The sequence below is a fragment of the Aquabacterium sp. genome (genome assembly GCF_016195855.1).
In the GTDB taxonomy this organism is placed as follows: domain Bacteria; phylum Pseudomonadota; class Gammaproteobacteria; order Burkholderiales; family Burkholderiaceae_C; genus Aquabacterium.
The window spans coordinates 89,871-116,721 of record NZ_JACPYU010000022.1 but is presented as its reverse complement, the minus strand read 5'-3'; the positions used below and the strand labels follow the sequence as shown (position 1 = coordinate 116,721).

Here is a 26,851-nt window from a genome sequence, read left to right as displayed (position 1 = left end):
AAAAATGGCAACGGATTGGTCCGGGCGCAAGTACAGGGTGCTCAAGTCCCTGGGCGAGAACATCGACATGATCTTCGGCGTGTACCAGCCTACGTTGGGCGAGATGCGCTGGTTTCTGCACTCGCATGAGGTGGACGACGGCGGCGGGGCTATCGTGAAGATCCTGGCCTCGCTGGGCGTCACGATGCCGCCCAAGGCGCACAAGAACGTGCCTGTCAAGCCCAGCCTGCTGGGCCGTCTGGCCGCCTTGAAGCTGCACATCCGCAACAGCCAGCCTGTGAACTACCCATGGCAGAAGGCTGCTGCCGATGACGGCCAGGCGCAACCCTGCTTTGTGTACTTCCTGATGCCCTTGGCGCACAGCGAACAGGCGCGGCGCCACGCCCGTGCACAAGGCGTCGGCGAGACATCCTTGTTCCTGGCCAGCCTGGACAAGGTCTGCCGTGAGCGTCATCTGAGCCAGAACAGCGAACGCGTGTGGATGATGCCGCACGACTTCCGCCGCTCGCTGGGCATCCAGACGCAGTCCGGCAACTGGACGGCGCCTGTGTCACTGCGGCTGCAGGGCGCGCCCACGGCGCAGGACATCTTTGGCCAGCTCAAGACCTTGTATGCCCGCGGCATCCTGTGGGGGGCGTGGATCTACACGAACTTTGCCCGATGGCTCAGCGACGGCATGATCCGCCGCGCCTACAACCGGCTCAAAGGCAAGGCCTGGTTTGGTGTGTACGCCAACATGAGTGCATGGGCAGCACCTGAAACCGATGCCCACAAGCTGGCGGGCAGCTGGGTCATCAGTGCACCACCGGTCAGCGCCGTGTGCCCTATCACCGCCGGCAGCTTCACCTGGGAGGGCCGCACCGGCTTCACCCTGCAACTGCATGCATCACTGGGCGCTGACCATCACGCCACCAGTGAACTCATGCGCAGCTGGATCGCCGATCTCTACCGCGAGGCCGGCATCCCTGACGCCGTCATCGAACCCCATTGCATCGCCATGCACGACCTGCAACGCCAGGCTCGCCGCGTGGACGCCTGAGCCCTGCCCCATGAAAACCCATACTTTGTTCGCGCCCCGCAACGTGGCCATCAGCAAGACCATCGTGGGCCTGTCCTGGGTGCTGGGGCTGGCCGAGCTGGTCCACCCCTTTGTGCACATTCCGCCCATCTGGCTGTACGTGGTCATGACCCTGTCCCTGCTGGCCCATGCCGCGCAATGCGTGTACTTCACCCGCAAGTTCGGCGAACAAGCCAGGCCCTTGTGGCCCCATCTGCTGCAGATCATGGTGTTTGGCATGCCGCACGTGATCGGTTTTCAGCAAAGCCAGACGGTGTCCGCGTGAGCAGCCCCCACACCCCGCACCTCAACCTCTATGAGTTGATGCAGACCCAGGCCCAGCATCAGCCGGGCCGCATGGCGTTTGCGCAGGCGCGCCGGCGCAGCGCATCGGGCCGGTATCTGTACGAGACGCGCAGCTATGCCCAGTTCCTGGATGAGGTGGACCGCACGGCCGCGGGCCTGCACCAGGTCGGCATCCGGCGCGGCTGCAAGACCTTGCTGCTGGTTCGGCCCGACATGGCACTGCCCGTCATCGTGTTTGCCTTGTTCAAGCTGGGCGCGGTGCCCGTCATCATCGACCCGGCCATGGGCATGAAGCGCCTGCTGGCCTGCATCAGGCAGGTCGAGCCCCACGCCATGATCGCGCTGACGCTGGTGCATGCCCTGCGCCCATTCGTGGGTGACGCATTTGGCAGTATCAGCCTGTTCATCAGCACGGGCGCATCGCGCCTGCCCGCCACACGCCGCCTGAAGGACCTGCTGCGCCAGCACGGGCCCATCGGCCAGATGGAGCCCACCACGGGCAGCGATCTGGCCGCCATCTTCTTCACCAGTGGCAGCACCGGCACGCCCAAGGGGGTTGAGGCCACACACGGCACGCTGGCCGCGCAGATTGCGCACTTCAAATCGATGAGCAACCCCGGCGCGCAGGATGTCGAACTGGCCGCCTTCCCCGTTGCCACCTTGATCTCGCCTTGCCTGGGGCAGACCAGCGTCATCCCCGACATGGGCTCCCTGCACCCGGGGCGCTGCAAGCCCGGCAACCTGATCCAGGCCATAGAGGACTTCGGCATCACCTCGGGCTTTGCCTCCCCCATCGTCTGGGAGCGGCTGAGCCGCCATTGCGTGGCCAAGGGCCATCAGTTGCCCAGCCTCAAGCGCTCGTTCAGCGGCGGCGCCCCGATTCCGGCCAAGATGGTGGAGAGGCTGGGTGCCGTGATGCCCCAAGGTGTGATGCACACCCCCTATGGCGCCACCGAGGTTACCCCCATCAGCACCATCGACGCCAAAGAGATCGAGCAGGAAACCGCCCGCCTCTCCAGCGTGGGCCATGGCGTCTGCGTGGGGCGCGTGGTGCCAGGCCTGACTGTGAAGATCATCCGCATCGATGACAAGCCGCTGCCGCACTGGCTGGACGTGGACGAACTGCCAGCCGGCAAGGTTGGCGAGATCGTGGTGCGGGGCCCGCTGGTGTCGCCTCGCTATCACAACGACCCGGTCAATACCGCGCTCAGCAAGATCGAAGCCGACGACAGCGACGACACACACCAGTCAACCTGGCACCGCACCGGCGACACGGGCTACTTCGACAAGCGGGGCCGGCTGTGGTTCTGTGGCCGCATCAAGCACATCGTGCACGCGCAGGGCAAACGCTATTTCTCGGTGCCGGTTGAAGAAGTGCTCAACGCCGAGACCGAAGTCTGGCGTTCTGCACTGGTGGGCGTCACCGTAGAGGGCCGCCAGGAGCTGGCTGTGGTGATCGAGTTCTACCCGGAATACAAGCGCCAGATCAGCCTCACCCGGCTCAACGCCTACAAGGCACGCCTGGATGAGCTGGGCTTCCCCGTGCAGCATCTGCTGCCCTACCCGCGCGCCTTCCCCGTGGACAAACGACACAACTCGAAGATCGAGCGGCCCATCCTCGCGCAATGGGCCCAGGCGCAAATCAACAAGGGCGTTCTATCGTGAAGACATTGGTAACCGGCGGCGCTGGCTTTCTCGGCCGCTACATCGTGGAGGCCTTGCAAGCCCAAGGCCATGAAGTGGCCGTGCTGTGCCGGGGCGACTACGCCTTCTTGCGCCAGCAAGGTGTGCGGCTGATCCAGGCTGATCTGGCCGATCGGGATGCCGTGCGCCACGCCTGCCGGGGCATCGAGCGGGTGTTCCATGTCGCCTCCAAGACAGGCCCCTGGGGCCGCTATGCAGACTTTCACCGCACCAATGTGCTGGGCACGCGCAACCTCATTGACGGCTGTCGCGCCCAAGGCGTCCACAAGCTGATCTACACCAGCTCGCCCAGCGCCGTGATCGGCTTCGATGACCTGTGCGGCGTCAACGAAAGCCTGCCCTACCCTGTCAAACGCATCAGCGCCTACCAGCACACCAAGATGCTGGCCGAGCAGATGGTGCTGGCCGCCCATGGCCAGGATGGCCTGGTCACCACGGCCTTGCGCCCCCATGCCATCTGGGGGCCACGCGACACCCAATTGCTGCCCGCGCTGATCGAGCGCCACAAGGCAGGCAAGCTGATCCGGGTGGGCCCAGGGCGCAACCGCATCAGCGTGAGCTATGTCGAAAACGCCGCCTGGTGGCACCTGCAAGCGGCCGACGCCGACCCTGATCAGGCAGGCCGGCGTGTCTACTTCGTCAACGAGGCCGAGCCCGTGAACATGTGGGACTGGATCAATGGGCTGCTCACGTCCATCGGCCTGCCAGCGGTCGAGCGGGCCTTGCCCTACGCCGGCGCCTACACCCTCGGGGCCGCCTGCGAGGCCCTCTTCACGCTGCTGCCCTGGCTCGGTGAGCCTCGCCTGACACGCGCCGTGGCCGCCGTGTGCGCCAAGGACCACTACTTCGACGTTGCCGCCGCCCAACGCGACCTGCATCTGAGCTCGCCAGTGAGCATGGACGAAGCCCATCGGCGCTTTGCGGCCTACTTTGGCCAGCAACAGACCACCACGAAAGACCACACATGCGTGCTGGCTCGTCCATCCTGATCACGGGCGCCTCCAGCGGCATCGGCCTGGCCCTGGCCCTGCACCTCGCCCGGCAAGGACATCAGGTGTTCGCTGGCGTGCGCCAGGACCGGGATGCCGAGGTGCTGCGGGCCCGGTCGAAAGGCCGCATCACCCCTTTGCGCCTGGACGTCACTGAGGCCAGCAGCATCGAGCAAGCCTTGCTTGCGGTAACCACGAAAACGCATGGCAAGCTGGATGTCCTGGTCAACAACGCTGGCGTGGCGTTCAGCTGCCCGCTGGAGATGACCTCGCAGGCTGAGTTGTCCCAACTGATGAACGTCAATGTCCTGGGCACGTTTGCGGTGACACGGGCCTGCCTGCCGCTGCTTCGCGAGACACAAGGCCGCATTGTCAACATCAGCTCGATCTCCGGCGTCTTCGCTGCGCCAGGGTTGACCGCCTATGTGGCGTCCAAACACGCGGTGGAAGGCATGACGGCGGCCTTGCGGCTGGAGATGACCCCTCACGGCGTCAAGGTGTGCAGCATCGCCCCGGGCAAGATCGACACCCCCATCTGGAACAAGGCGCTGGACACCAGCGGCGCCCTGAGCGAGCAACACACCGGCGAGTTGCAATCGATCTACCGCCCGCTGCTGGATTTCTACAAACGCTATGCAAGCCAGGATGTCGCCACGCCCATGGACGCGGTCCTGGCTGCCGCGGATCAGGCACTGGCGGCCAGACATCCCAGAGCACGCTACATCGTCGGGCGGCAAGCGAAATTGCGAGCGTGCCTAAACTGGCTGCCCACGCGCTGGCGCGAACTCCTGGTGCTGCGCGCCATCCTGAGCAATGTGCCCCGGCCTTGAGGAAAAGTCTCGCCATTTGACACATCGCGCCACACGGAAGGCCATCAGGTGAGGGCTGCCGGTTAAAATCCAAGGTTACACCAAGTGAATGTCATGCCTGTGACATGCGAGAAAGCCCATGATCTTTGGAAAGCTGCTGCCCCGTGAGGGCAATTTTTTTGAGCTGTTCAACCAGCACGCCAATCACATCGTCGTGGCCGCCCACGCCTTCGCGAACCTGGTCAAGCACTACAACGACACATCCCTGCGTGACAAATACAACCAGGAAGTGGACGCCGCCGAAAGCGCCGCTGACACCGTCACCCGTGAAGTCAACCGCCTGCTGCACAAGACCTTCATCACGCCGATCGACCGCGAACAGATCCACACGCTGATCAACACCATGGACGACGTGGCCGACCTCATGCAGGACGCCGCCGAAACCATGGCCCTGTACGACGTGCGCAGCATGACCGAGGAAATCGTTCGCCTGACCGACCTGTGCGTCAAGAGCTGCGAGCGCCTGAAGTCGGCCGTGTCTCTGCTGGATGACATCGGCAGCGCAAAGACCGCCGAAGCCGCCCTCAAGACCTGCGAAGAAATCGACCAGCTCGAAACCGACGCCGACCGCGTGATGCGTGCCGCCATGAGCAAGCTGTTCCGCGAAGAGCCCGATGTGCGTGAAGTGATCAAGCTCAAGGCAATCTACGAGTTGCTGGAAACCGTCACCGACAAGTGCGAAGACGTCGCCAAGCTGATCGAGGGCGTGATCCTCGAGAACTCCTGATCCCGAGAGGCTGACATGACAACCATGCACGTGGCCCTGTGGGTCATCGTCGCGCTGGTGGTGCTGGCACTGCTGTTCGATTTCATGAACGGCTTCCACGATGCTGCCAATTCGATTGCCACCGTCGTCTCGACCGGTGTGCTGCGCCCCACCCAGGCCGTGGTGTTTGCCGCGTTCTTCAACTTCGTGGCCATCTTCATCTTCCACCTCAGTGTGGCGGCCACCGTGGGCAAAGGCATCGCCGACAAAGGTGTGGTGGACGTCTACGTGGTGTTCGGCGCACTCAGTGGCGCCATCACCTGGAACGTGATCACCTGGCTTTACGGCATCCCCAGCAGCTCGTCGCACGCGCTGATCGGCGGCATCGTCGGCGCCGTGATGGCCAAGGCGGGCGCCGGGGCCCTGATCGGTGCGGGCATCATGCGCACGGTGACCTTCATCTTCGTCTCGCCGTTGCTAGGCTACCTTTTCGGTTCGATGATGATGGTGCTCGTGGCATGGGCTTGCCGGCGCGTATCGCCTTCGCGCATTGACCGCTGGTTCCGCCGCCTGCAACTGGTGTCGGCCGGTGCCTACAGCCTGGGTCATGGCGGCAACGATGCACAAAAGACCATCGGCATCATCTGGATGCTGCTGATCTCGACGGGCTATGCCTCCGCCGCAGACACGTCGCCCCCGACCTGGACCATCGTCTGCTGCTACCTGGCCATTGGTGCGGGCACCATGTTCGGTGGCTGGCGCATCGTCAAGACCATGGGCCAGAAGATCACCAAGCTCAAGCCCGTTGGCGGCTTCTGCGCAGAAACCGGGGGGGCATTGACGCTGTTCATCGCCACCGCCATGGGCGTGCCCGTGTCCACCACCCACACCATCACCGGCGCCATCGTCGGGGTGGGCTCGGTGCAGCGTGCCAGCGCGGTGCGCTGGGGCGTGGCCGGCAACATCGTCTGGGCCTGGATCCTCACCATCCCCGCCTCGGCCTTCGTGGCCGCCGTCGCCTACTGGATCAGCCTCAAGCTGTTCTAAGATCCGGTCATCATGACCGAACCAGCAGCAGCCAGCCACGACATCGATCGGCTGGCTGTTTTGCTTGAGCGGGGGCCTTTTGCGGTGATCACGGGCGCGGGCCTGAGCACCGCCAGCGGCATCCCCGCTTACCGCGACCGCCACGGGCAGTGGCAACACCGCAAGCCCATCCAGCATCAGGACTTCCTGAAGTCCGAAACCGTCAGGCGCCGTTACTGGGCGCGCAGCTTTGTGGGCTGGCCGGTGGTGGCGCAGGCCTCGCCCGGTGCCGGGCATACCGCCCTGACCGCGCTGTGGCGTGCAGGCGCGCTGGCCACCGTCATCACGCAGAACGTGGACGGCCTGCATCAGAAGGCTGGCTGCGAAGAAATGATCGAGCTGCATGGCGGCATCGGCCGGGTTCGCTGCATGGCCTGCCAGCAGATTTTTGCGCGCGCACTGGTTCAGCAATGGCTGGTGCAGGGCAACCGTGACTTCGACCCCGTTGTGGCAGAAAGTGCCCAGTCAGCCCCGGATGGCGACGCGCAGCTCGAAGACGCCTGCTACGCTCATTTCTGCGTGCCCGATTGCCCGTCTTGTGGCGGCACGCTCAAACCCGATGTGGTCTTTTTCGGGGACAACGTGCCCAGGGAGCGCGTGGCACGTGCCGCCCATGCCATCGAGCAAACGCGGGGTCTGTTGGTGGTGGGCTCATCGTTGACGGTGTATTCCGGCTACCGCTTTGCCGAGCTGGCGCACCGCCTGGGCAAGCCCGTCGTCGCCATCAACCAGGGGCTGACACGCGCCGACGCCATCCTGAGCGCCAAGATCGAACAAGACTGCAACCACACTTTGGTCCAGCTCCAGCAGGTCTTGTCAAATAGGCCCTGAGTGCGTTGTAGCCACACGGTGGCAAGGCGCATGCATCCTGGCCCACAATGAAGACAAGACCAAAGCCGTACAGGGTCGATCTCAAGGGGAGACGACATGCCTCATCTGGCGCTTCAACCAGTTCGACTGGAACGCATCATCCAGATGCAATCGCTGATTGTTCAGGCCGTTTTTGACCTGGACAGGTTCATGCAGCTCGTCGTGGACAACCTGCAGGAGTTGACCCATGCCATGGGTGCCGTGGTCGAGCTGGTGGATGGCGACGACATGGTCTACCGCGCCGCCAGCGGCTGCATGGCACCGTATGTGGGCATGCGGCTTGCCCAAGCCTCCAGCCTGTCCGGCTTGTGCGTCAGGCGCACCGAGGTGCTCATCTGCAGCGATGCCGAGACCGACCCGAGGGTGGACCTGGCCGCCTGCCGCCGGGTGGGCGTCAGGTCCATGGTTTGCACCCCCCTGCTCCAGAGCGGCCAGGCCATTGGCGTGCTCAAGGTGATGTCCAGTCAGGCCGCCGCTTTTGACCGTAACGACGAGCAGACCTTGCGCTTGATGGCCGACGTGCTCGGGGCTGCGCTGGGCAAGCAGATGGCTTTTGACCAGTTGACCAAGGCGGAAGAGCGCCTGCGCGCCAGCGAGGCCTTTCTGGACCGAACCGGGCGCGCCGCAGGCGTGGGTGGCTGGGAGCTGGACATGCGCTCGGGCGAGCTGATCTGGTCGGACCAGACCAGGCGCATCCATGAAGTAGATGCAGCCTGGCAGCCCACGCTGGACAACGCCGTCGGCTTTTACGCGCCCGAGGCCCAACCCCTCATCCGTCAGGCCGTGGAACGTGCCATAGAGGACGGCTCCTCATGGGATCTGGAGTTGCCCCTGCGCACGGCCACGGGCCGCGCCATCTGGGTGCGCACCTGCGGCGAGCCCGAGCACGATCAGGATGGCATCGCGCGCCTGATCGGCGCCATCCAGGATGTGACCGAACACCGCGCGCGCAAGGACGAGTTGCAGCGCGAGCAGCAACTGCGCAACGAGATCGAACACCATGCGCACGAAACCAGGGCATTGCTCGCCGAGCGCAATGACATGCTCAATGTGCTGGCCCATGAGGTGCGGCAGCCCTTGAACAACGCGTCGGCCGCACTGCAAAGCGCCGCCCGCGTGCTGACCGATATCCGTGAATCGGCCGCATCCCAGCGCCTGTCACGTGCCCGAACCGTCATGGGACAGGTGCTGGCCAGCATCGACAACACCCTGGCCGTGGCGACCCTGCTGGCGCGCCCCTCCAAAGCAGAGTGCATGGATGCGGACATCGACACCCTCATCGAGGTCAGCATCGCCGACTTCGCCGAAGACCAACGGCGGCGCATCCGGGTTGAACGCGCCACCGCCACGCGCACCGCGGCCATGGACATGAGCCTGATGAGGCTGGCCTTGCGCAACCTGCTGTCCAACGCCTTGAAGTTCAGCCCGCCGGACACCCCGGTCACGCTGCGCCTGAGTGACAGCGACGACCCACTGGCCCTGGTGCTGGATGTCTCCGATCAAGGACCGGGTATTGCGTCGGCGCTCGTGCCCACGCTGTTTGAACGCACCACCAGGCCCGAAACGGCCTCACTGGCTGCGGGCCATCACCTGGGTCTGTACATCGTGCGCCGGGTGATGGAACTCCACGACGGTGAAGTCCATTTGCAGCACAATGGCCCCACGGGCGTGACCATGCGCCTGCTGCTGTGCCTGGCGCCCGGCGATTGATTCAAACGGTTGCCCCAAACGGTTGCCTCAAGATGGCATCAGCGCTTGAGCTTGTAGCCCGTCTTGAATATCCAGGCCACGATCACCAGCGAGGCGGCCGTGAAGCCCAGGGTCATGGCCAGGCTCACGCCCACACCGACATCGGCCTGCCCATGGAAGCACCAGCGGAACCCGCTGACCAGGTACACCACCGGGTTGAACAGCGACACGGTCTGCCACACCGGCGGCAGCATCTTGATCGAGTAGAAGCTGCCGCCCAGGAAGGTCAGCGGCGTGATGATCAAGAGCGGCACCACCTGCAGTTGCTCAAAGCTGTCGGCCCACAAGCCGATGATGAAGCCCACCAGGCTGAAGGTGATGGCCGTCAGCACCAGAAACAGCAGCATCCACAGCGGGTGCTCGACATGCAAGGGCACGAACAACCCGGCCGTGGCCAGGATGATCAGCCCCAGGATGATGGACTTGCTGGCCGCTGCCCCCACATAACTGAGCACCACCTCGAACGAGGACACCGGTGCGGAGAGCAGCTCGTAGATCGTGCCGGTGAACTTGGGGAAGTAGATCCCGAACGAGGCGTTGGAGATGCTCTGCGTCAGCAGCGACAACATGATCAGGCCGGGCACGATGAAGGCGCCATAGCTGATGCCGTCCACCTGCTGGACGCGCGAGCCGATGGCCGCCCCGAACACCACGAAATACAGCGAGGTGGAGATGATCGGCGAGATGATGCTTTGCATCAGGGTACGCCGGGTGCGGGCCATCTCGAAACGGTAGATCGCGCGAATGGCGTGGATGTTCATGTGGCGTCCTTCACCAGATTGACGAAGATGTCTTCCAGCGAGCTTTGGGTGGTCTGGATGTCCTTGAAACGGATGCCGGCATCGATCAGGGCATTGAGCAAGGTGGGCACGTCCACGCTGTCGTCCTGTGCGTCATAGGTGCACACCAGCTCCTCGCCATCTGCAGACAAGGACAAGGCATAGGCAGACAAGCCTGCGGGCATCTGTGCCAGCGGCTGCGTCAGATGCAGCGTCAACTGCTTCTTGCCCAGCTTGCGCATCAGCTCGTTCTTCTCTTCAACCAGGATGATCTCGCCCTTGTTGATCACGCCGATGCGGTCGGCCATCTCCTGCGCCTCTTCGATGTAGTGCGTGGTCAGGATGATGGTCACGCCGGCTTGCTGCAACTGGCGCACCAGTTGCCACATGTCGCGACGCAGGTTCACGTCCACGCCTGCCGTCGGTTCGTCCAGGAAGAGGATCTGGGGTTCGTGCGACAAGGCCTTGGCAATCAGCAGGCGCCGCTTCATGCCCCCCGACAAGGTGATGATCTTGTTGTCCTTCTTGTCCCACAAGGACAGGTCTTTGAGGACTTTCTCGATCCAGGCAGGGTTGGCCGACTTGCCGAACAGGCCGCGGCTGAAGCTCACCGTGTCCCACACCGTTTCAAAGGCGTCGGTGGTCAGCTCCTGCGGCACCAGGCCGATGAGGCTGCGCGTGTGGCGGTAGTGCTGGCCGATGTCCTGCCCGCCCACCAGCACCTGGCCTTCACTGGCCGTGACGATGCCGCAGATGATGCTGATGAGCGTGGTCTTGCCAGCACCATTGGGGCCCAGCAAAGCCAGGATCTCGCCCCGCTGGATGTCCAGGTTGACGTGCTTGAGCGCCTTGAAGCCCGAGGCGTAGGCCTTGGACAAATTGCGAACGGTGATGATGGGCTGCATGGGTCAACGATAACCGAAGTGTGACCCGGCTGCTGCCCAGCGCGCGCAGTTCACCGGCTGGCGCCCGTGGCCCTCTTTCTGGCCGGGGTTTTCCGGGCCGTGCTTCGCTTGCCTGCAGGGCGTGCGTCCTTGGCCAGGCGGCGGCGGATCTCGTCGGAGTTCATCCAGAAGTCCGAACCCTTGATGATGTTGTCCAGTTCCTCATCGGACATGAAGCGCGCGCAGATGCGGCGCATCACCTTCTCGAACCACTTGCCCACGGCGGCCACTTCGGCCTGCTGCTCGTTGCCCTTGCCCGAGAAAACGCCCGAGTAGGTGTGCAGCATCAGCTGGCAGTTGTCGTGGACATACAGCTCGTCACCGCTGAGGAAGATCATGGCGGCCATGGAGTAGGCACGTGCCTCCAGCACGGTCACCACCTTGGCCTCTGATGCGGCGATGTTGTTGATGATCTGCAAGCCGGTGTTGAAGTCACCACCAGGCGAGTTCAGGTGGATGTAGATCAGATCGGTGTCGGTGGCCGTGCGCAGGGTGTAGTACAGCTCGGTGTAGTACTGCGGCTCGATCAGCTCGCCGCAGATGTAATACGAAACCTGCCTCACAGGTGCCTGCCGCTCGAAGCGGATCAGGCCTTGAAAAGGCACGGTTTCAACGGCCCCGTCGTCATCGGCTCCCCGGCCTTGCACTGGACGCAACATCAGCTTGTCTCCTCAGCGTGAAGCCTTGATTATGGTTTCACGCCGGGCCCAAACGCTGCACGCGATCAATCTCGGCCGTGATCGCGGTGCGATTTGTCGCGGCCCTTGTCTTTGTCCTTGTGGTCACGGTCGTGACCATAGGCATGCCCGTGCTTGGGGTGATCACGGCCCCAATCACGGTTGTCATGGTCACGGTCATGCTCGCGCTCCCAGCGCTCCCTCACCCAGTCTTCCCGCACGAAGTAAACCGGTTGCCCGCAGGCGCTGTAGCGGCTGCAATAGCGGCGCCAGTCTTGCTGATGTGCGGGCGGCACATACAGGTAGATCGGGCGTTGATAGACCGCCACAGGAGAGGGCTGGATGATCACGGGCTGCGGGTACACCAGCACGGGCTGTGGGTAGTTGCCGATGTCGATGCGGCCATACATGCCCGGTTGGTTGATGCCGATGGACACCCCGACCGAGGTCTGGGCAAAAGCAGGCGCGGCGGCCAGGGTTGCCAGAGCAAGAAGCAGTTTTTTCATGATGGTCTTCCGGTTATGAAGATGCACATTCAACGCCGGCCACCCCCTCCTAGCCGACAGGGGCGGGCCTGCTTTACCGGAATTTACCCCCGTCAGAGGTACAGCGCCACCAGTTCGGTCACCTTGTCCTCCACCAGCACGGGCAGCCACAGGCAGGCCTCGCTGCCGGGCAGGCGCTTGCTCGCGTCCGTCAAGGCAGGCACCCCGCAACCGATGGCCTTGGTCAACAGGGGGTCCGCATCCAGCAGCTTGATGACGTCGCCGGATTGCGCCAGATCACCAGCGACTTCGCAATGGCCGGCTGCCAGCACCAGTTGAGCGCCCGCACGGTCCAGCACCCAGCGCTCCATGCGCCTGGCGATCGGGGTCTCGCGGCCCGACAGCAGCATCAGCACATAGCTGGCATGGTTGGTGGCGCAGCAGGGCATCGCCATGGCGCGGCAGATGCCGGCGTCCGTGGCCGCGTCACCGCGCAGGAAGCGCGCGTTGGTATCAGCCTGGCCCATGATCACGGCTTCGTCGCGTTGCCAGGCCATGCCAGGTGCACCCGTTCCACGTGGCAAAAAGGCATCGCGCGAGAGGCGCTCGAACTCGGGTGGCAGGCCACCGTAGTAGCCATCCAGCAAGCTCATGTCCGAGCTGATGCGGGTGTCGTTGCGCCACAACTCCATGGCCCCCTTGCTGGCTGGGTCGTCGCCCCCGAACAGGGTTACCACAGCAGTCAATTTGCCCCCGACGAAGAAGGGGATGGCCACCGCACAGGTCAGGCCGGCGGCCTTGGCCGCACTGGTACGCCGGAAATGAGAGCCCTCGAACTGCTTGAGCAGCACCGGATGGCCCAGGTCCCAGGCCTCGCCGGGCAGGCCTTCGGCACGGCCAAAACACATGGCACGGCTCACCGTGGCAAAGCTCAGCGCCTTGCCAAAAGCGCCCGCACCAAATTCGAGCAAACTGTGATCAGAAGCGGGCAGCCAGATTTCGGCGGCACGGATAAAAGAAGTCATGCATCAACCTCAGCGTCATGTTTTGTGTGAACGCAAGAGGCAAGCAAAACTCGCACCATGTTGGAGCCAGGCTGGTCTTTGCCCTGCTCTGGCCTATTTGCCCCGGGCGCCCCTCACCAGCTTGACGGCGTCGTCGATGCTCAGCACCGTCAGCGCCACTTTGGGCAAAGCGGCGCGCTGCAAGACGATGTAGGCCGGGTTCTTCAGGCGCGCCAGCATCAGGCTTCGCCCTGACTGCTGCAGCGAGGCATTCAGATCACGCAAGGCCTCGACACAGCTGCCGTCCAGGTCGGGGGACTCCTCCAGGCTCAGGATCAGGCTGTGGGCCGAGGGGTGGTGCGCCATTTCATCCCGGACCTGAGCCAGCAGGCTTTCCACATTGGCAAAAAACAAGGGCGCCTCGGGCCGCACGATCAGCATCCCCTCTTCGGGAACGGCCATGGGCGACAGCTTCAGGTCGATGAAGTCATGCCCCTCGTCCAGTCGCCCCAGCACGGCCAGGCGCGCCTGGGCCAGCCCGCGCAGGGTCATGAACAGGCTGATGCCAATCGACACCAACAGGCCATCGAGCACGCCCAGCCACAGCACGGCGGCCACCGCCAGCAAGGAAACCAGCCGGTCACGCTGCCAGACAAAATACGGTTTGAACACCTGCGGGTTGAGCATGTGGCTCACCGCGTGGATCACGATGGCACCCAGCACGGGCTCAGGGATATAGGCCACCAGCGGCAGCAGGCTGAACGCCACCACCAGCAGCACGGCCAGGGCCACGAGCCCCGCCCAGCGGGTTTGTGCTCCGGCTGATTCGTTGGCCACGCTGGCCGAGTACCCCGCCCCGACCGGCATGCCATGCACCATGCTGCTCAGCACATTGGCCACACCCAGCGCCAGCAGATCGCGGTTGGGTTTGACCTCGTCACCATGCTTGAGCGCAAGCGCGCGGATCGCGCCGTAGGACTCCGCGTACAGGATCAGCACCATGGCCACGGCCAGCTCCCCCAGACGCAGCCATTGCTCTCGGGCCAGCGCAGGCAGGGCCGGTTGATTGAGGTGCAACTCGATCACCCCCACGCGGGCAATGCCCATCTCCCCCAGACGCAAGTGGTGCTGCGCCGCCATGCCCGCAGCCATCACCAGCAAGGCCCCCGGCCAGCGCCGCCCGGGGCGCGCAAAAACCCAAAGCGCCAACAGGGTCAGCACGCCCAGCGTCAGGCTGGGCAAATGCCATTGCGCCGTGTGCACCACGACGCCTTGCAGCACAGACTGCGCATCGTGGCCAGCCACACTGATGCCCAGAAAACGCGGCAGTTGCTTGACGATGATGATCACCGCCAGACCGAAGGCGAACCCACGCAGGACGGGCTTGGAAATGAAGGCCGACACCGCCCCCAGCTTGGCACTGGCCCCCAGCAGGAACAGCAAGCCAGTCAACATGACCAGACCCGCAGCCAGCTCCATGCGCAAGACCATGTTCCCGTCTGCCAGCGACCCGGTGGCCGCCAGCAGCACCGCCGCCGAGGACGAGGTGGCCGACACAATGGCAAACCGGCTGGTGCCCAGCAAGGCATAGCTCAGCAAGCCGGCAAACAGGGCCAGCACGCCCGCTTGAGGCGGCATGTTGCCAATGCCGGCATAGGCCACAGCCTCGGGCAGCAGCAGCCCGGCTACCGACAAGCCAGCCAGAACATCCCGCCAGCTTGGTCTATCGAATGCCAAGGGCTCACTCCCCTTGCATCAAGGAGTCCAGCGTCAGCTCGTAGGCCGAGCCGAAGGTCTCCAGGAAGTACGCCACCTCGGGCGTCATGTGCTCGTCGATCTTGCTGCGCACCTGGGTGGCCGCCTGTGCGAACTCCGTGTTGCCATAACGCAGCTCGGCGCGGCACTTGAGCCAGGCGGCCAGGCGATCGGCCGACTTGATCAGGCGGGCCTCGTCGTCCGGCCATTCGTGGTGGTCCATGGCCGAGCGCAAGGCGGGGCGCACCGACTCGGGCAACAGGCGCAGCATTTCCTCGCAGACCTCGCCTTCGAGGTTGGCCGTGGCATGGCGCATGGCGGGCGAGTACTTGACGGGCGTGGGCAGGTCGCCAGTGATGGCTTCCGTGGCGTCGTGGAACAAGGCGCGGGTGGCCACCGAATTGGGGTCCACCGGCTTGCCCAGCACATCGCGGGCGATGACCGCCAGCGCATGCGCCAGGATGGCGACTTCCCAGCTGTGCTGGGCCACATCCTCCTCGACCGCGTTGCGCATCAAACCCCAACGCTTGATGAAGCGCAGACGCGACAGGTGGGCGTAAAAAGGGCTGTGCGAAGGGGCAGATTGAGGCATAAACGAAAAGAAGCGGGTAAAGCTGGGACAGCCCTGATCTTCGCGCAAATCGGCACCAACCACGATGGCGCATCATCTATTTGCAACCCCGGCACCACACGCCACACACACCGACCGAAGCAAGCCATGCCTGACGACCTGGGAAAGTACCTGATCATCGCCTTCGTGGCCATCCTGGGCCTGGCAGCCTGGCGCGCCTGGCAGATCAAGGAGGGCAGCCCCAACTGGCCGTCTGTCGAGGGCGAGATGCTGGAGGCCCGCGCCAGGCAGCACAACGAAACCGGCGACCAGCGCGGCACGCCCACCCACCACTGGTTCACCGAGGTGCGTTACCGCTACACGGTCAAGGGCATCACCTATACGGGTGACCGCCTGCGGGCCTTTGGCCTGAACCATTTTGACGAGCAGCAGGCACTCACCGAGATCGCGCCGTTCAAGCCCGGGCAGAAGGTCAAGGTTTACTACGACCCGGCCAAGCCGTCGTCGAGCGTGCTGATCCCTGGCTGAACCTGGGTCGGCCAGGCCGGAGCGGAGCGGGTTTCGAGCGCCTTGCTTGCATACCCTGTAGGGTATATGTATACTCCCTACCGTATAGGAATGAGGAGAACGTTCATGGCCAGACACCATGCCATCGCCATGCTGCTCGGCGCCACGCTGGCGGCTGCGTCCATGCCTGCCCACAGCGAGGGCGGCAAGCTCATGGTCCCCACCATCAAGGTTCAGGCGCAGTCCCAGGCCGCGACCATGGAGTGGGATGGCGTGATCCAGGCGGTGCGCCAGAGCACCGTGGCCGCGCAAGTTCCGGGCAACATCACCGCCTTGCTGGTCAAGGCCGGCGACAGCGTCAAGGCCGGCCAGGCGCTGGCTCGCATCGATGACCGGGACACCCAGGCCGCGCTGACGCGCAGCCAGGCCGATGTGGCCCAGGCCGATGCCCAACTGACCAACGCCCGCCAGCAATGGGAGCGCAGCCAGGCGCTCAAGGCGCAAGGCTTCATCAGTGCTGCAGCCCTGGACAGTGCGCAGGCGCAATGGCGTGCCGCCCAGGCAGGCGTGAACGCGGCCAAGGCTGGCCAGGCACAGGCAGCGCTGGCCAAAGGCTTCACGACCTTGAGCGCACCGTTTGACGGCAAGGTGCTGTCCACCCAGGTAGACGTGGGTGACCTGGCCGCGCCGGGGCGCCCCGTGCTGACCATGTATTCGCCCCAGGCCATGCGCGCCGTGGTGCAGGTGCCCGCGTCGCAGGCCGATCGCGTGCGAACAGCCCAGGCCGCAGAAGTGTTCCTGCCCGCCAACAGCGCCCAGGCCACACCGCATTGGGTGCGCGCCACCCGCGTGGTCACCTTGCCTGGTGCCGACCCGGTTTCCCAGACGGTGGAATGGCGGCTCGACCTGCCCGCCACGGCCACCCTGCCCGGCCAGACGGTGCGCGTCAGGTTCAGCGGCATGGCGGCCCCCTCGTCCAACGGTGCGGCTGCGGCCGGCCTGACGGTGCCGGCCCAGGCTGTGGTCCAGCGCGGTGAGTTGACCGGCGTGTACGTGGTGCGCGAAGGCCAGTTCATGCTGCAGGCTGTGCGCACCGCACCCATGAGCGCCCAGGCCACCACCGTGACGGTGCTCAGCGGCCTGCGCGCCGGTGACACCATTGCCGACAACGCCATCAAGGCGGGCCTGTTCAACGCCAGCCCCGTCAACCCCGCCCAAGTCAAGCCATGAGCACCCCGTCACCCCTGGGCCTCTCCGGGCGCCTGGCACGCGCCTTTCAGGACAATGCCCTCACGCCCTTGCTCGCCCTGGTGGCCATGCTGCTGGGCCTGTTTGCCGTGCTGGTCACCCCGCGCGAGGAAGAGCCCCAGATCAACGTGACCATGGCCAATGTGTTGGTGCCCTTCCCCGGCGCATCCAGCACGGACGTGCAGAACATGATCGCGCGCCCGGCCGAACAGGTGCTGGGCCAGATTGCCGACATCGAGCACACCTACTCGGTCTCGCGCCCCGGCATGGCCGTGCTCACGGTGCAGTTCAAGGTCGGCGTGCCCCGCACCGATGCCCTGGTGCGCCTGTACGACGTGCTCAATGCCAACCAGGACTGGCTGCCGCGCAACCTGGGCGCCCTGCCCCCCATCGTCAAGCCCAAAGGCATCGACGATGTGCCCGTGCTGGCGGTGACCTTGTGGAGCAAGGATGCGCAGGCTGCACTGGCGCTGGAACGTGTCGCCCGCAGCCTGGAAGCCGAGATCAAACGTGTGCCCGGCACCCGCGAAGTGCAAACAATCGGCGGCCCCGGCCAGGCCGTGATGGTGACGCTCGACCCCAGCCGGCTGCGAGAGCGCGGCGTGGACATCGGCGGCCTGCAACAGGCCTTGACTGCGGCCAACCAGAGCCTGCCCTCAGGCACCGTGCTCCATCCCCAGGCCGATGGCCGCTCGCAGATGCTCAGCATCGAGACAGGCGAGTTCTTGCGCTCTGCCGACGATGTGGGCAACCTGGTGGTCGGCGTCAGTCAGGGCAAGCCGGTGTACCTGCGCGAGGTGGCCCGTGTCGAATGGGGCGCGCAGCAAGCGTCTCGCCATGTGTGGTTCACGCCAGGCGCTGGCGCCAGCACGGTTGCGGTTGCCGGCCACAGCTTCCCCGCCGTCACGCTGACGGTGACCAAGAAGCCCGGCCAGAACGCCGTGGACGTGGCCCGCGCCGTGCGCCAGCGCCTGGACGAGTTGCGCAACGCCGTGCTGCCCGCCGATGTGGAAATGAGCATCACGCGTGACTACGGTGAAACCGCTGCGGAGAAAGCCAACAAGCTGATCCAGAAGCTGGCCTTCGCCACCGGCTCCGTGATCCTGCTCGTGGGCCTGGCGCTGGGCCGCCGCGAGGCCGTGATCGTGGGCGCCGCCGTGATCCTGACGCTGACGGCCACCCTGTTCGCCTCCTGGGCCTGGGGCTTCACGCTCAACCGCGTGTCCTTGTTTGCGTTGATCTTCTCCATCGGCATCCTGGTGGACGACGCCATCGTGGTGGTGGAGAACATCCACCGCCATCAACAGCTGGAGCCCGGCAAGCCGTTGCGCGAGATCATCCCGGCGGCTGTGGATGAAGTGGGCGGCCCCACCATCCTGGCCACCTTGACCGTGATCGCCGCCCTGCTGCCCATGGCCTTCGTGAGCGGCCTGATGGGCCCCTACATGAGCCCCATCCCCATCAACTCCAGCCTGGGCATGGCGCTGTCGCTGGGCATTGCCTTCACCGTCACACCCTGGCTGGCGCTCAAGCTGATGAAGCCGCACGCTGCAGCCCATGGCGAAAGCGATGGCGGGCACTCGGCCGCCACGCCCACCGGGCTGGCCGGCAGACTGCAAGGCCTGTTCGACCGTGTGCTGATGCCTTTGCTGGTGTACCGCGGCCGCCGCTGGGCCATGGGCCTGGGCATCGTGGCAGCGCTGATGCTGTCCATCGGCCTGGCCACCATTCCCTCATCGGGCCTGGGCGTGGTGCTCAAGATGCTGCCCTTTGACAACAAGAGCGAATTCCAGGTGGTGGTGGAAATGCCCGCCGGCACCCCGTTGGAAGACACGGCAGCCGCCTTGCAGGACATGGGCGCCTTCCTGGCCAGGCAACCCGAGGTGCTGAACCTGCAAGGCTATGCCGGTACGGCCTCCCCGATCACTTTCAATGGCCTGGTGCGCCAGTACTACCTGCGTGCCGATGCCGAACAAGGCGATCTGCAGGTCAACCTGGTGGACAAGCACCACCGCCATGAAAAGAGCCACGTGATTGCCCAGCGCCTGCGTGTCGACCTGGAGAGGATCGCCGCGCGCCATGGTGCCCGTGTCAAGGTGGTGGAAGTGCCGCCTGGCCCGCCAGTCATGTCGCCCCTGGTGGCCGAGATCTACGGCCCCGATGAAGCTGGCCGTGCGCAACTGGCCCAACGCGTGGCCAAGGCCTTTGCTGGCACGCCGGACATCGTCGGCATCGACACCAGCCTCAAGGAAGACGCGGCCCGCGTGTTCCTGCGCGTGCAGCGCCAACGCGCCGAATCGCTGGGCATCCCCGTGGCCAGCGTGGCGCAGGCCGTGCAGGCTGCCTTGTCTGGTGCCGATCCGGCCTACCTGCACGACGGGCAGGCCAAGATGCCCATCCCCGTGCGCATCCAGTTGCCGCGTGAATCCCAGATCGGGCTGGACAAGCTGCTGGCCCTGCCGCTGCGTGCCGCCAATGGCCAGTTGGTGCCGCTGTCAGAGCTCGTGCGCATCGAGCGCGGCGTGATCGACAAGCCCCTGTTCAGCAAGGACCTCTTGCCAGTGAGCTATGTGTTTGGCGACATGGCTGGCCAGCTGGACTCCCCGCTCTATGGCCTGTTTGCCATCCGCAGCAAGTTGGGTGAAGCCGCCCTGCCCGGCACCGGGGGCATCCAGGAGTACTGGATCAAGCAGCCTTCAGACCCATACCGCGCCTACGCGCTGAAGTGGGACGGCGAATGGCAGATCACCTACGAGACCTTCCGCGACATGGGCGCCGCTTATGGCGTGGGCCTCATCCTGATCTACCTGCTGGTGGTCGCCCAGTTCAAGTCCTACCGGACCCCGCTGATCATCATGGCGCCCATCCCGCTGACCATCATCGGCGTCATGCCCGGCCACGCGCTGCTGCACGCGCAGTTCACGGCCACGTCCATGATCGGCATGATCGCGCTGGCCGGCATCATCGTGCGCAACTCCATCCTGCTGGTGGACTTCATCGAGCTGCAGGTGGCGCGCGGCATGGCCTTCAAGCAGGCCGTGGTGCAGTCAGCCGCCGTGCGGGCGCAGCCCATTGCGCTGACCGGCATCGCCGCCATGGTGGGCGCCTTCTTCATCCTGGACGACCCCATCTTCAACGGCCTGGCCGTGTCCCTGATCTTCGGCATTCTGGTGTCCACCCTGCTCACGCTGGTGGTCATCCCGGTGCTGTACTACGCCGCCTACCGGCGTCAGCATGAAGCCGCCTGATGGATGGCGGCGCACTCTTGATTCGAAAGGAAACCACCATGACCGTTGAACGCATGATCCGCATCGTTGCCGGGTTGTTCATCATGCTCTCGCTCGCCCTGGGCGTGGAGGGCAGCCCCTTGTTTGTGTCCAAGTGGGCCCTGGCCTTCACGGCCTTTGTGGGAGCCAACCTCTTCCAGTTCGGCTTCACCAATTTCTGCCCCATGGCCATCATCTTGCGCAAGCTGGGCTTCAAGGACGGCGCAAGCTGCGCCGTGTAAACACCGTAGCGAGCCTGATATGAAGCCCCGCAGCCCCAGCCAGGACACACCGGCGCCGCGCTGCGATCAGGCCGCGCTCATCAGCGAAAAAAGCCGCACGGACATACGCAACCGCCTGCGACGGGCAGAAGGCCAGTTGCGCGGCATCCAGCGCATGCTGGAGGTGGGCGACCCTTGCGCAGACATCGCCACGCAGATGGCCGCGGTGCGCAAGGCACTGGACAGCACTTATGTGCGCATGACCATGTGTTTCATGCAAGAGCAGATGCAGGGCCGGCCCGATGCGCCCTCCGATACGAGCACCGTGCTTAAGGAAATCGAGGCTTTGCTGGGCAAGATTCGCTGAAAATCGGCAGCCGTCAGTGCAAACCCTGTACCCTCAGCAGGCGCAAAGGTTGATCATCTCAATATACCCATACCCGTATAGGTAAGTAGATCGACATGGCAAACATCGTGATTCTGGGCGCCGGCATTGGTGGCCTGCCCATGGCCTTCGAGATGAAGGAGAACGCGCGGCCGGATGACAAGATCACTGTCATCTCCAACACCCCCACCTTCCACTTCGTGCCCTCCAACCCTTGGGTGGCCGTGGACTGGCGGGATCGCGATGAGATCGAGTTGCCGATCGCGCCGATTCTCGACAAGAAGGGCGTCGACTTCATCCCCGTCGGCGCCAAGCGTGTCCACCCGGAACAAAACCAGGTGGAGCTGATCGATGGCCGCCAGATCCCCTACGACTACCTGGTGATTGCCACTGGCCCCAAGCTCGCGTTTGACGAGATCGAGGGGCTGGGCCCGCAAGGCCACACGCACTCCGTGTGCCACGTGGACCATGCCGAGCACGCCCGGGAAGCCTGGATGCAGTTCGTGGCCGACCCTGGCCCCATCGTCGTGGGCGCCGTGCAAGGTGCCTCGTGCTTCGGGCCCGCGTACGAGTACGCGATGATCATGGAAACCGACCTGCGTCGCCGCAAGATCCGCGACAAGGTCCCCATGACCTTCGTGACCTCCGAGCCGTATATCGGCCACCTGGGGCTCAACGGCGTGGGTGACTCCAAAAGCATGATGGAGTCCATCTTCCGGGACAAGTCGGTGCGCTGGATCTGCAATGCCAAGGTCACCAAGGTCGAAGCCGGCCTCATGCACGTGACCGAGCACGATGAGGATGGCAAGCCCAAGAAGGAGCACACCCTGCCCTTCAAGTACTCGATGATGCTGCCCGCTTTCAAGGGGGTGGATGCGATCTTCGGCATCGAAGGCCTGGTCAACCCAAGGGGCTTTGTGCTGATCGACGAACGTCAGCGCAACCCGCGCTACCCCAATATCTTCGCGGTGGGCGTGTGCGTGGCCATCACACCGCCGGAACCCACGCCCATCCCGACCGGTATTCCCAAGACGGGCTACATGATCGAGTCCATGGTGACGGCCACCGCGCACAACATCCGCGCGCTGCTGGATGGCGTGCAACCGCATGAACACGCCACCTGGAATGCGGTGTGCCTGGCTGACTTTGGTGACCATGGCGCAGCCTTTGTGGCGCTGCCTCAGATCCCGCCGCGTAATGTGAGCTGGTTCAGCGAAGGTTACTGGGTGCACCTGGCCAAGATCGCCTTCGAGAAGTACTTCATGCGCAAGATGAAGAAGGGAACCTCGGAGCCCATTTATGAGCGCCTGGTGATGAAAGCCATGGGCATCATGAAGATCAAAGACCACTGATCCACGGGCAAACCAAAGGGGCAAAGATTGGGCACAATCAAGCCTTGCCCCTTATCTCTTGGACGCACGCACCCTATGGCCGCCCTGGACAACGACAAAAGCCGCACCGACATCCTCAACCGCCTCAAGCGCGCGGAAGGCCAGTTGCGTGGCATCCAGCGCATGATCGAAGAGGGTGAAGGCTGCTTGCCGATTGCCACCCAGATGGCTGCCGTGCGCAAAGCACTGGACAGCACCTATGTGCGCATGACGGTGTGCTTCATGGAGCAGCAGTTGCAAACCCGACTGGGTGCCGATCTGACCAAGGACTCCGCCGCCATGGGCGAGATGTTTGACGAGATCGAGACCCTGCTGGGCAAGATCCGCTGAAGCCTCAGCCAGCCATCAACTGGCCTGACGAACAGCCTGGTGGCTGAACCGCCACCACAACACGGCACCAATCAGGATCATTGGCAGGCTCAGCCACTGGCCCATGCTCAAGCCCATGCTCAGCAGGCCCAGGAAATTGTCCGGCTCGCGGGTGAACTCCACCGTGAAGCGCGCCAGGCCATAGCCCATCATGAACAAGGCCGTGGCCTGCCCCACCGGCCGAGGCTTGCGCGTGAACAGCCACATCACCGTGAACAGCACGAGGCCTTCCAGCCCAAACTCGTACAGCTGCGATGGGTGACGGGGCAAGCTATCGCCCGCATGCGGGAACACCATGGCCCAGGGCGCATCCGGGCTGGTTACCCGCCCCCAGAGCTCGCCATTGATGAAATTGCCAATCCGGCCTGCAGCCAGGCCCAGCGGCACCAAGGGCACGACAAAGTCGAACAGGCGCAGGTAGGACACGCCATGGCGGCGCGCAAACAGCCAGCCCGCAATGACCACACCCAGAAAACCACCATGGAAGGACATGCCGCCCTGCCCCAGGTGCAGCGCGTCCATGGGATGGGCCAGATAGAAGGCCGGCTTGTAGAACAGCACATAACCCAGCCGCCCACCGATCACCACCCCCATTGCCCCGTAGAACAGGAACTGCTCCACCTGCGGCGCCGTGATGGGCGCCAGGCCCTGCTTCACCCGCCTGCGGCCCAGTACCAGAAAGAGCACGAAGCCCAGCAGGTACATGAGCCCGTACCAGTGAAAGCGCACGGGCCCGACGGACAAGGCCACCGGGTCGAACTGAGGATGGACCAGCATGCTTACTTGAAGAGCTTGCGGATGTGCTGCCAGGCCCTCAGGAAGATGCCCGATTGCTCCACCGGCTGCAAGGCCACCAGGTTCTGCTCACCGTAAGGCTTGCCGTCAATGGTGGCGACCACCTTGCCCAGCACCGTGCCCTGGGCCACCGGCGCCTTGACTTCGGGGTTGAGCTGCACCGTGGTCTTGATCTGCGAGGCCTGGCCACGCGGCACCATCAGGCTCCAGTCAGCCAGCACGCCAGCCGGCACCACATCGGCCTTGCCGAACTGCACGGGCGCCGAAGCCAGCGGCGTGTTGGCGCCCACGGCCTTGGCCTTCTCGAACGAGCTGAAGCCCCAGTTGAACAGCGCACGGGTCTGGTCAGCGCGGTCCTGCATGCTGTTGGCACCCATCACGACCGAGATCAAACGCATGCCGTTGCGCTTGGACGAGGCCGTCAGGCAGTAACCGGCTGCCTCTGTGTGGCCCGTCTTGAGGCCGTCCACGGTCGGGTCGGTGTACAGCAAGGCATTGCGGTTGCCCTGCTTGATGCCGTTGAACTTGAACTCCTTTTCGGCGTAGATCGGGTAGTAGTCCGAGCTGTCGCGGATGATGGCGCGCGCCAGCACGGCCAGGTCGCGTGCGGAGGCCAGGTGCGTGGGCGCAGGCAGGCCCGTGGCATTGTCGAAGTGCGTGTGGGCCATGCCCATGCGCTTGGCTTCGCTGTTCATGGTCTGGGCGAAGGCGTCTTCAGAGCCGCCCAGGTGCTCGGCCATGGCCTTGGAGGCGTCATTGCCCGACTGCACGATGATGCCGCGCAGCATGTCCATCACGGAGGCCGAGCTGTTGAGCGGCAGGTACATGCAGGACTCGGTGCTGGAGCCGCGGCACCAGGCGTTCAGGCTCACGCGGACCTGGTCGGTGGGCTTGAGCCGGCCGGACTTCAACGACTGCTCGACGATGTAGCTGGTCATCATCTTGGTCAGCGAAGCGGGCGGCAGCGGCTGGTCCGGGTTGGACGATGCCAGCACCTGCCCCGTGTCGAACTCCATCAGCAAGAAGGCCTTGTTGCTCAGGGTCGGCGGCGGAGAAATCTCCACGGCGAAGCTCGACGGGGCCCAGCTCAGGCTGATGAGCCCCAGGGCGATGGCGGATGCGAAGCGGCGATGTTGTTGTGTGGCGATCATGGTCTGTGCGAATTGGGGGCGGCCCGAAGCGAACCCTTCGGTGCCAGCGCCCCGCATTATCAGCCCGTCCGTCCCCTGTGTCCGTTCATGTCCATATTGCCGGTTTGTAAAGGGAGGCATTGCCACCGCCCCTGGCTAGCCCCTGGTGAGCGGGTGAACCGGCGGGATCGTGGCGGCCATGAGCTGCAGCCGGCCCGTGATGACGCCCCGCAGCGTGCTCATGGCATCCGCAATGGCCTGCAGCTTGGTGGCCGGCCCCTGGACCAGCACGACCTCCAGCATCTGCTTGTCCATGAGGTGCACGTGCAAGGAGCTGATGACCTCGTCGATGTGGTGGCACTGCAGGTCGGACAACTGCTTTTGCAGGCCCTTGACCGAGCGGTCATACAGCAAGGTGATGGTCCCCACCATCACCTGCTCGCCCAGCTGGCGCTTGTGCTCCAGCAACTGGTCGTTGATCATCGCGCCGATGGCCTGGGAGCGGCTCTCGAAGCCGCGCCGGGCCACCATCACGTCCAGTTCCTGCAGCAGGTCCTCGGGCATCGAGATGCTGATGCGCGTGACAGGGCTGCCTTTGGTGTCGGGCAAATCGCTCATGGTGTCAGAACATGGCGCTGTAGCGCGCTGTTTCCCATTGGCTGACGGACAGGTGGTAGGCCTCCCACTCCTGCGTCTTGTACTTGATGAACTCGTCGCGCAAGGCCTTGCCCAGCGTGCGCTCGACCAGCGGGTCCGCGGCAAAGGCGGCCACGGCTTCCTGCAAGGTCTGCGGCAGGAACTCGATGCCCCGCTCGGCGCGCTGAGCGTCGCTCAACTCGTACAGGTTATCTTCGTTGGGCTCACCCGGGTTCAGGCCTTCGCGGATGCCTTCGAGGCCCGCGGCCATGGCCAGCGCTGCAGCCAGGTAGGGGTTGACCGCGCCATCGGCATTGCGCGACTCGCAACGACCACCACCCGCCGGGATGCGCACCGAGTTGGTACGGTTGTTCGAGCCATAGGAGTTGAACACCGGCGCCCAAGAGAAATAGCTCATGGCGCCACGCCGCACCAGCCGCTTGTAGCTGTTGACGGTAGGCGCAAACACCGCGCACAGGGCTCGCCCATGCTTGAGGATGCCACCCACGAACTGGTAGCCCAGCGGTGTCAGGCCAATGCCGCGCGGGTCGTCCTTGGGGTCGCAGGCAAACAGGTTCTTGCCGGTCTTGAGGTCATACAGCGACATGTTGAAGTGGGCGCCATTGCCTGTCTTGTCAGCAAAGGGCTTGGGCATCATGGTGGCCAGCAGGCCCTCTTCTTCGGCATAGTGCTTGGCCATCATGCGAAAGAAGGTCAGCCGGTCGCAGGTCGTCAGCACATCGGCGTAGTTGAAATCGAACTCGAACTGGCCATTCGCATCCTCATGGTCGAAAGAGTACAGATCCCAGCCCAGGTCATTGATGCAGGTGGCCACCTTGTCCAGCCAGCTGAAGTTGTCGGTGAAGCCCTTGACGTCGTAGCAAGGCTTGACCAGCTTGTCGCCGGCGTGCGGCACGGCCAGCGTGCCATCGGCCTGTTGCTTGAGCAGGAAGATCTCGCACTCGATGCCCAGGTTCATGCCATAGCCCATCTGGGCGGCCTGGGCCATCACGCTTTGCAGGGCCACGCGGGTGCTCAAAGGGTAAGGCTCGCCTTTGAAGTGGTTGTCGGCCGGCATCCACGCGATCTTGGGCTCCCAGGGGAGTTGAACGATGTGGCGCAAGTCGGGGACGGATGTCAACTCGTCCTCATTGGGCGCCTGGCCCAGGCCATCGAGGGCATAGCCCGTGTAGCGCTCCGAGCCGGCGGCCATCTGCGGCAAGTGGTCGATGGGCACGACCTTGGCCTTCTGGATGCCGTGGATATCGACATAAGCGCCGATGCAGTACTTCACACCCTTGGCCTTGAGCGATTGCTGAATGGCCTGAACTTCTTGAGAGGCATGCATGCTG

27 protein-coding genes are annotated in these 26,851 nt (G+C 64.3%); 16 read left to right on the top strand and 11 right to left on the bottom strand.

The genetic code is table 11. The annotated features are described in order from the left end of the window. Positions 1-4: 4 nt before the first annotated feature. From HY019_RS18395 to HY019_RS18355, 9 genes are all read left to right on the top strand, one after another. Complete coding sequence (locus tag HY019_RS18395; RefSeq protein WP_290694953.1) at positions 5-1,039, top strand: hypothetical protein; 1,035 nt, start codon at positions 5-7, stop codon at positions 1,037-1,039. A gap of 10 nt (positions 1,040-1,049) precedes the next feature. Next, positions 1,050-1,343 (top strand): hypothetical protein, encoded by a 294-nt coding sequence (locus HY019_RS18390; RefSeq protein ID WP_290694951.1) that lies wholly within the window; start codon positions 1,050-1,052, stop codon positions 1,341-1,343. Continuing rightward, entirely contained in the window at positions 1,340-3,028 is a 1,689-nt protein-coding gene (locus HY019_RS18385; protein WP_290694949.1) for a fatty acid CoA ligase family protein, read from the top strand. The genes HY019_RS18390 and HY019_RS18385 overlap by 4 nt, the downstream gene beginning before the upstream one ends. Further along, positions 3,025-4,056, top strand: coding sequence for an NAD-dependent epimerase/dehydratase family protein (locus HY019_RS18380; RefSeq protein ID WP_290694947.1), 1,032 nt, complete (start codon positions 3,025-3,027; stop codon positions 4,054-4,056). Before HY019_RS18385 ends, HY019_RS18380 begins: the two co-directional genes overlap by 4 nt. Continuing rightward, positions 4,032-4,886 carry an SDR family oxidoreductase gene (locus tag HY019_RS18375; RefSeq protein ID WP_290694945.1) on the top strand — a complete coding sequence of 285 codons (855 nt, stop codon included), beginning with the start codon at positions 4,032-4,034 and terminating at the stop codon, positions 4,884-4,886. Before HY019_RS18380 ends, HY019_RS18375 begins: the two co-directional genes overlap by 25 nt. 118 nt (positions 4,887-5,004) lie before the next feature. Beyond that, complete coding sequence (locus tag HY019_RS18370; RefSeq protein WP_290639601.1) at positions 5,005-5,652, top strand: DUF47 domain-containing protein; 648 nt, start codon at positions 5,005-5,007, stop codon at positions 5,650-5,652. A 15-nt stretch (positions 5,653-5,667) separates the two neighbouring features. Next, the gene (locus tag HY019_RS18365; RefSeq protein ID WP_290694943.1) at positions 5,668-6,678 is read left to right on the top strand and encodes an inorganic phosphate transporter; all 1,011 of its coding nucleotides are present in this window, start codon (positions 5,668-5,670) and stop codon (positions 6,676-6,678) included. 12 nt (positions 6,679-6,690) lie between these two features. Then, a complete protein-coding gene (locus HY019_RS18360; protein WP_290694942.1) occupies positions 6,691-7,548 on the top strand; it encodes an NAD-dependent protein deacetylase in 858 nt (285 codons plus the stop codon). 96 nt (positions 7,549-7,644) lie between these two features. Next, positions 7,645-9,297: an ATP-binding protein gene (locus tag HY019_RS18355; RefSeq protein WP_363302793.1), complete on the top strand. Its 1,653-nt coding sequence runs from the start codon at positions 7,645-7,647 to the stop codon at positions 9,295-9,297. A 38-nt stretch (positions 9,298-9,335) separates the two neighbouring features. On the opposite strand, the gene HY019_RS18350 is transcribed toward HY019_RS18355, so the two are convergent. The 7 genes from HY019_RS18350 to yfbR all read right to left on the bottom strand — a co-directional run bounded on the left by HY019_RS18350 (position 9,336) and on the right by yfbR (position 15,572). Continuing rightward, the gene (locus HY019_RS18350; RefSeq protein WP_290694938.1) at positions 9,336-10,097 is read right to left on the bottom strand and encodes an ABC transporter permease; all 762 of its coding nucleotides are present in this window, start codon (positions 10,095-10,097) and stop codon (positions 9,336-9,338) included. After that, complete coding sequence (locus HY019_RS18345; RefSeq protein ID WP_290694936.1) at positions 10,094-11,020, bottom strand: ABC transporter ATP-binding protein; 927 nt, start codon at positions 11,018-11,020, stop codon at positions 10,094-10,096. Before HY019_RS18345 ends, HY019_RS18350 begins: the two co-directional genes overlap by 4 nt. A gap of 50 nt (positions 11,021-11,070) precedes the next feature. After that, positions 11,071-11,718 carry a Clp protease ClpP gene (locus tag HY019_RS18340; RefSeq protein ID WP_290694934.1) on the bottom strand — a complete coding sequence of 216 codons (648 nt, stop codon included), beginning with the start codon at positions 11,716-11,718 and terminating at the stop codon, positions 11,071-11,073. A gap of 65 nt (positions 11,719-11,783) precedes the next feature. Further along, positions 11,784-12,242, bottom strand: a complete 459-nt coding sequence (locus HY019_RS18335) for a hypothetical protein (protein ID WP_290694932.1) — start codon at positions 12,240-12,242, stop codon at positions 11,784-11,786. A gap of 92 nt (positions 12,243-12,334) precedes the next feature. Further along, positions 12,335-13,246 (bottom strand): GAF domain-containing protein, encoded by a 912-nt coding sequence (locus tag HY019_RS18330; protein ID WP_290694930.1) that lies wholly within the window; start codon positions 13,244-13,246, stop codon positions 12,335-12,337. Positions 13,247-13,339: 93 nt separating this feature from the next. After that, entirely contained in the window at positions 13,340-14,962 is a 1,623-nt protein-coding gene (locus tag HY019_RS18325) for a SulP family inorganic anion transporter (protein WP_290694928.1), read from the bottom strand. Between the two features lie 4 nt (positions 14,963-14,966). Further along, entirely contained in the window at positions 14,967-15,572 is a 606-nt protein-coding gene (gene yfbR / locus HY019_RS18320; protein ID WP_290694926.1) for a 5'-deoxynucleotidase, read from the bottom strand. Between the two features lie 126 nt (positions 15,573-15,698). Between yfbR and HY019_RS18315 the strand changes: the two genes are divergently transcribed. The 7 genes from HY019_RS18315 to HY019_RS18285 all read left to right on the top strand — a co-directional run bounded on the left by HY019_RS18315 (position 15,699) and on the right by HY019_RS18285 (position 22,899). Then, positions 15,699-16,079 carry a DUF3592 domain-containing protein gene (locus tag HY019_RS18315; RefSeq protein ID WP_290694924.1) on the top strand — a complete coding sequence of 127 codons (381 nt, stop codon included), beginning with the start codon at positions 15,699-15,701 and terminating at the stop codon, positions 16,077-16,079. Positions 16,080-16,184: 105 nt separating this feature from the next. Next, the gene (locus HY019_RS18310; protein WP_290694922.1) at positions 16,185-17,288 is read left to right on the top strand and encodes an efflux RND transporter periplasmic adaptor subunit; all 1,104 of its coding nucleotides are present in this window, start codon (positions 16,185-16,187) and stop codon (positions 17,286-17,288) included. Beyond that, the gene (locus HY019_RS18305) at positions 17,285-20,554 is read left to right on the top strand and encodes an efflux RND transporter permease subunit (RefSeq protein ID WP_290694920.1); all 3,270 of its coding nucleotides are present in this window, start codon (positions 17,285-17,287) and stop codon (positions 20,552-20,554) included. The genes HY019_RS18310 and HY019_RS18305 overlap by 4 nt, the downstream gene beginning before the upstream one ends. 38 nt (positions 20,555-20,592) lie before the next feature. Next, positions 20,593-20,814, top strand: a complete 222-nt coding sequence (locus HY019_RS18300) for a DUF2892 domain-containing protein (RefSeq protein ID WP_290694918.1) — start codon at positions 20,593-20,595, stop codon at positions 20,812-20,814. 19 nt (positions 20,815-20,833) lie between these two features. Then, entirely contained in the window at positions 20,834-21,160 is a 327-nt protein-coding gene (locus HY019_RS18295) for a metal-sensing transcriptional repressor (protein WP_290694916.1), read from the top strand. 95 nt (positions 21,161-21,255) lie between these two features. Further along, positions 21,256-22,530, top strand: coding sequence for an FAD/NAD(P)-binding oxidoreductase (locus HY019_RS18290; protein WP_290694914.1), 1,275 nt, complete (start codon positions 21,256-21,258; stop codon positions 22,528-22,530). A 75-nt stretch (positions 22,531-22,605) separates the two neighbouring features. Beyond that, a complete protein-coding gene (locus tag HY019_RS18285) occupies positions 22,606-22,899 on the top strand; it encodes a metal-sensing transcriptional repressor (protein WP_290694913.1) in 294 nt (97 codons plus the stop codon). A gap of 15 nt (positions 22,900-22,914) precedes the next feature. Here HY019_RS18285 and lgt read toward each other — a convergent pair whose 3' ends face one another. The 4 genes from lgt to glnT all read right to left on the bottom strand — a co-directional run bounded on the left by lgt (position 22,915) and on the right by glnT (position 26,847). After that, positions 22,915-23,715, bottom strand: coding sequence for a prolipoprotein diacylglyceryl transferase (gene lgt / locus HY019_RS18280; protein ID WP_290694912.1), 801 nt, complete (start codon positions 23,713-23,715; stop codon positions 22,915-22,917). Between the two features lie 2 nt (positions 23,716-23,717). Next, complete coding sequence (locus HY019_RS18275; protein WP_290694910.1) at positions 23,718-24,884, bottom strand: D-alanyl-D-alanine carboxypeptidase family protein; 1,167 nt, start codon at positions 24,882-24,884, stop codon at positions 23,718-23,720. Positions 24,885-25,019: 135 nt separating this feature from the next. Next, positions 25,020-25,481, bottom strand: coding sequence for a nickel-responsive transcriptional regulator NikR (nikR, locus tag HY019_RS18270; RefSeq protein WP_290694908.1), 462 nt, complete (start codon positions 25,479-25,481; stop codon positions 25,020-25,022). Positions 25,482-25,485: 4 nt separating this feature from the next. After that, positions 25,486-26,847, bottom strand: coding sequence for a type III glutamate--ammonia ligase (gene glnT, locus HY019_RS18265; protein ID WP_290694906.1), 1,362 nt, complete (start codon positions 26,845-26,847; stop codon positions 25,486-25,488). Positions 26,848-26,851: the final 4 nt, after the last annotated feature.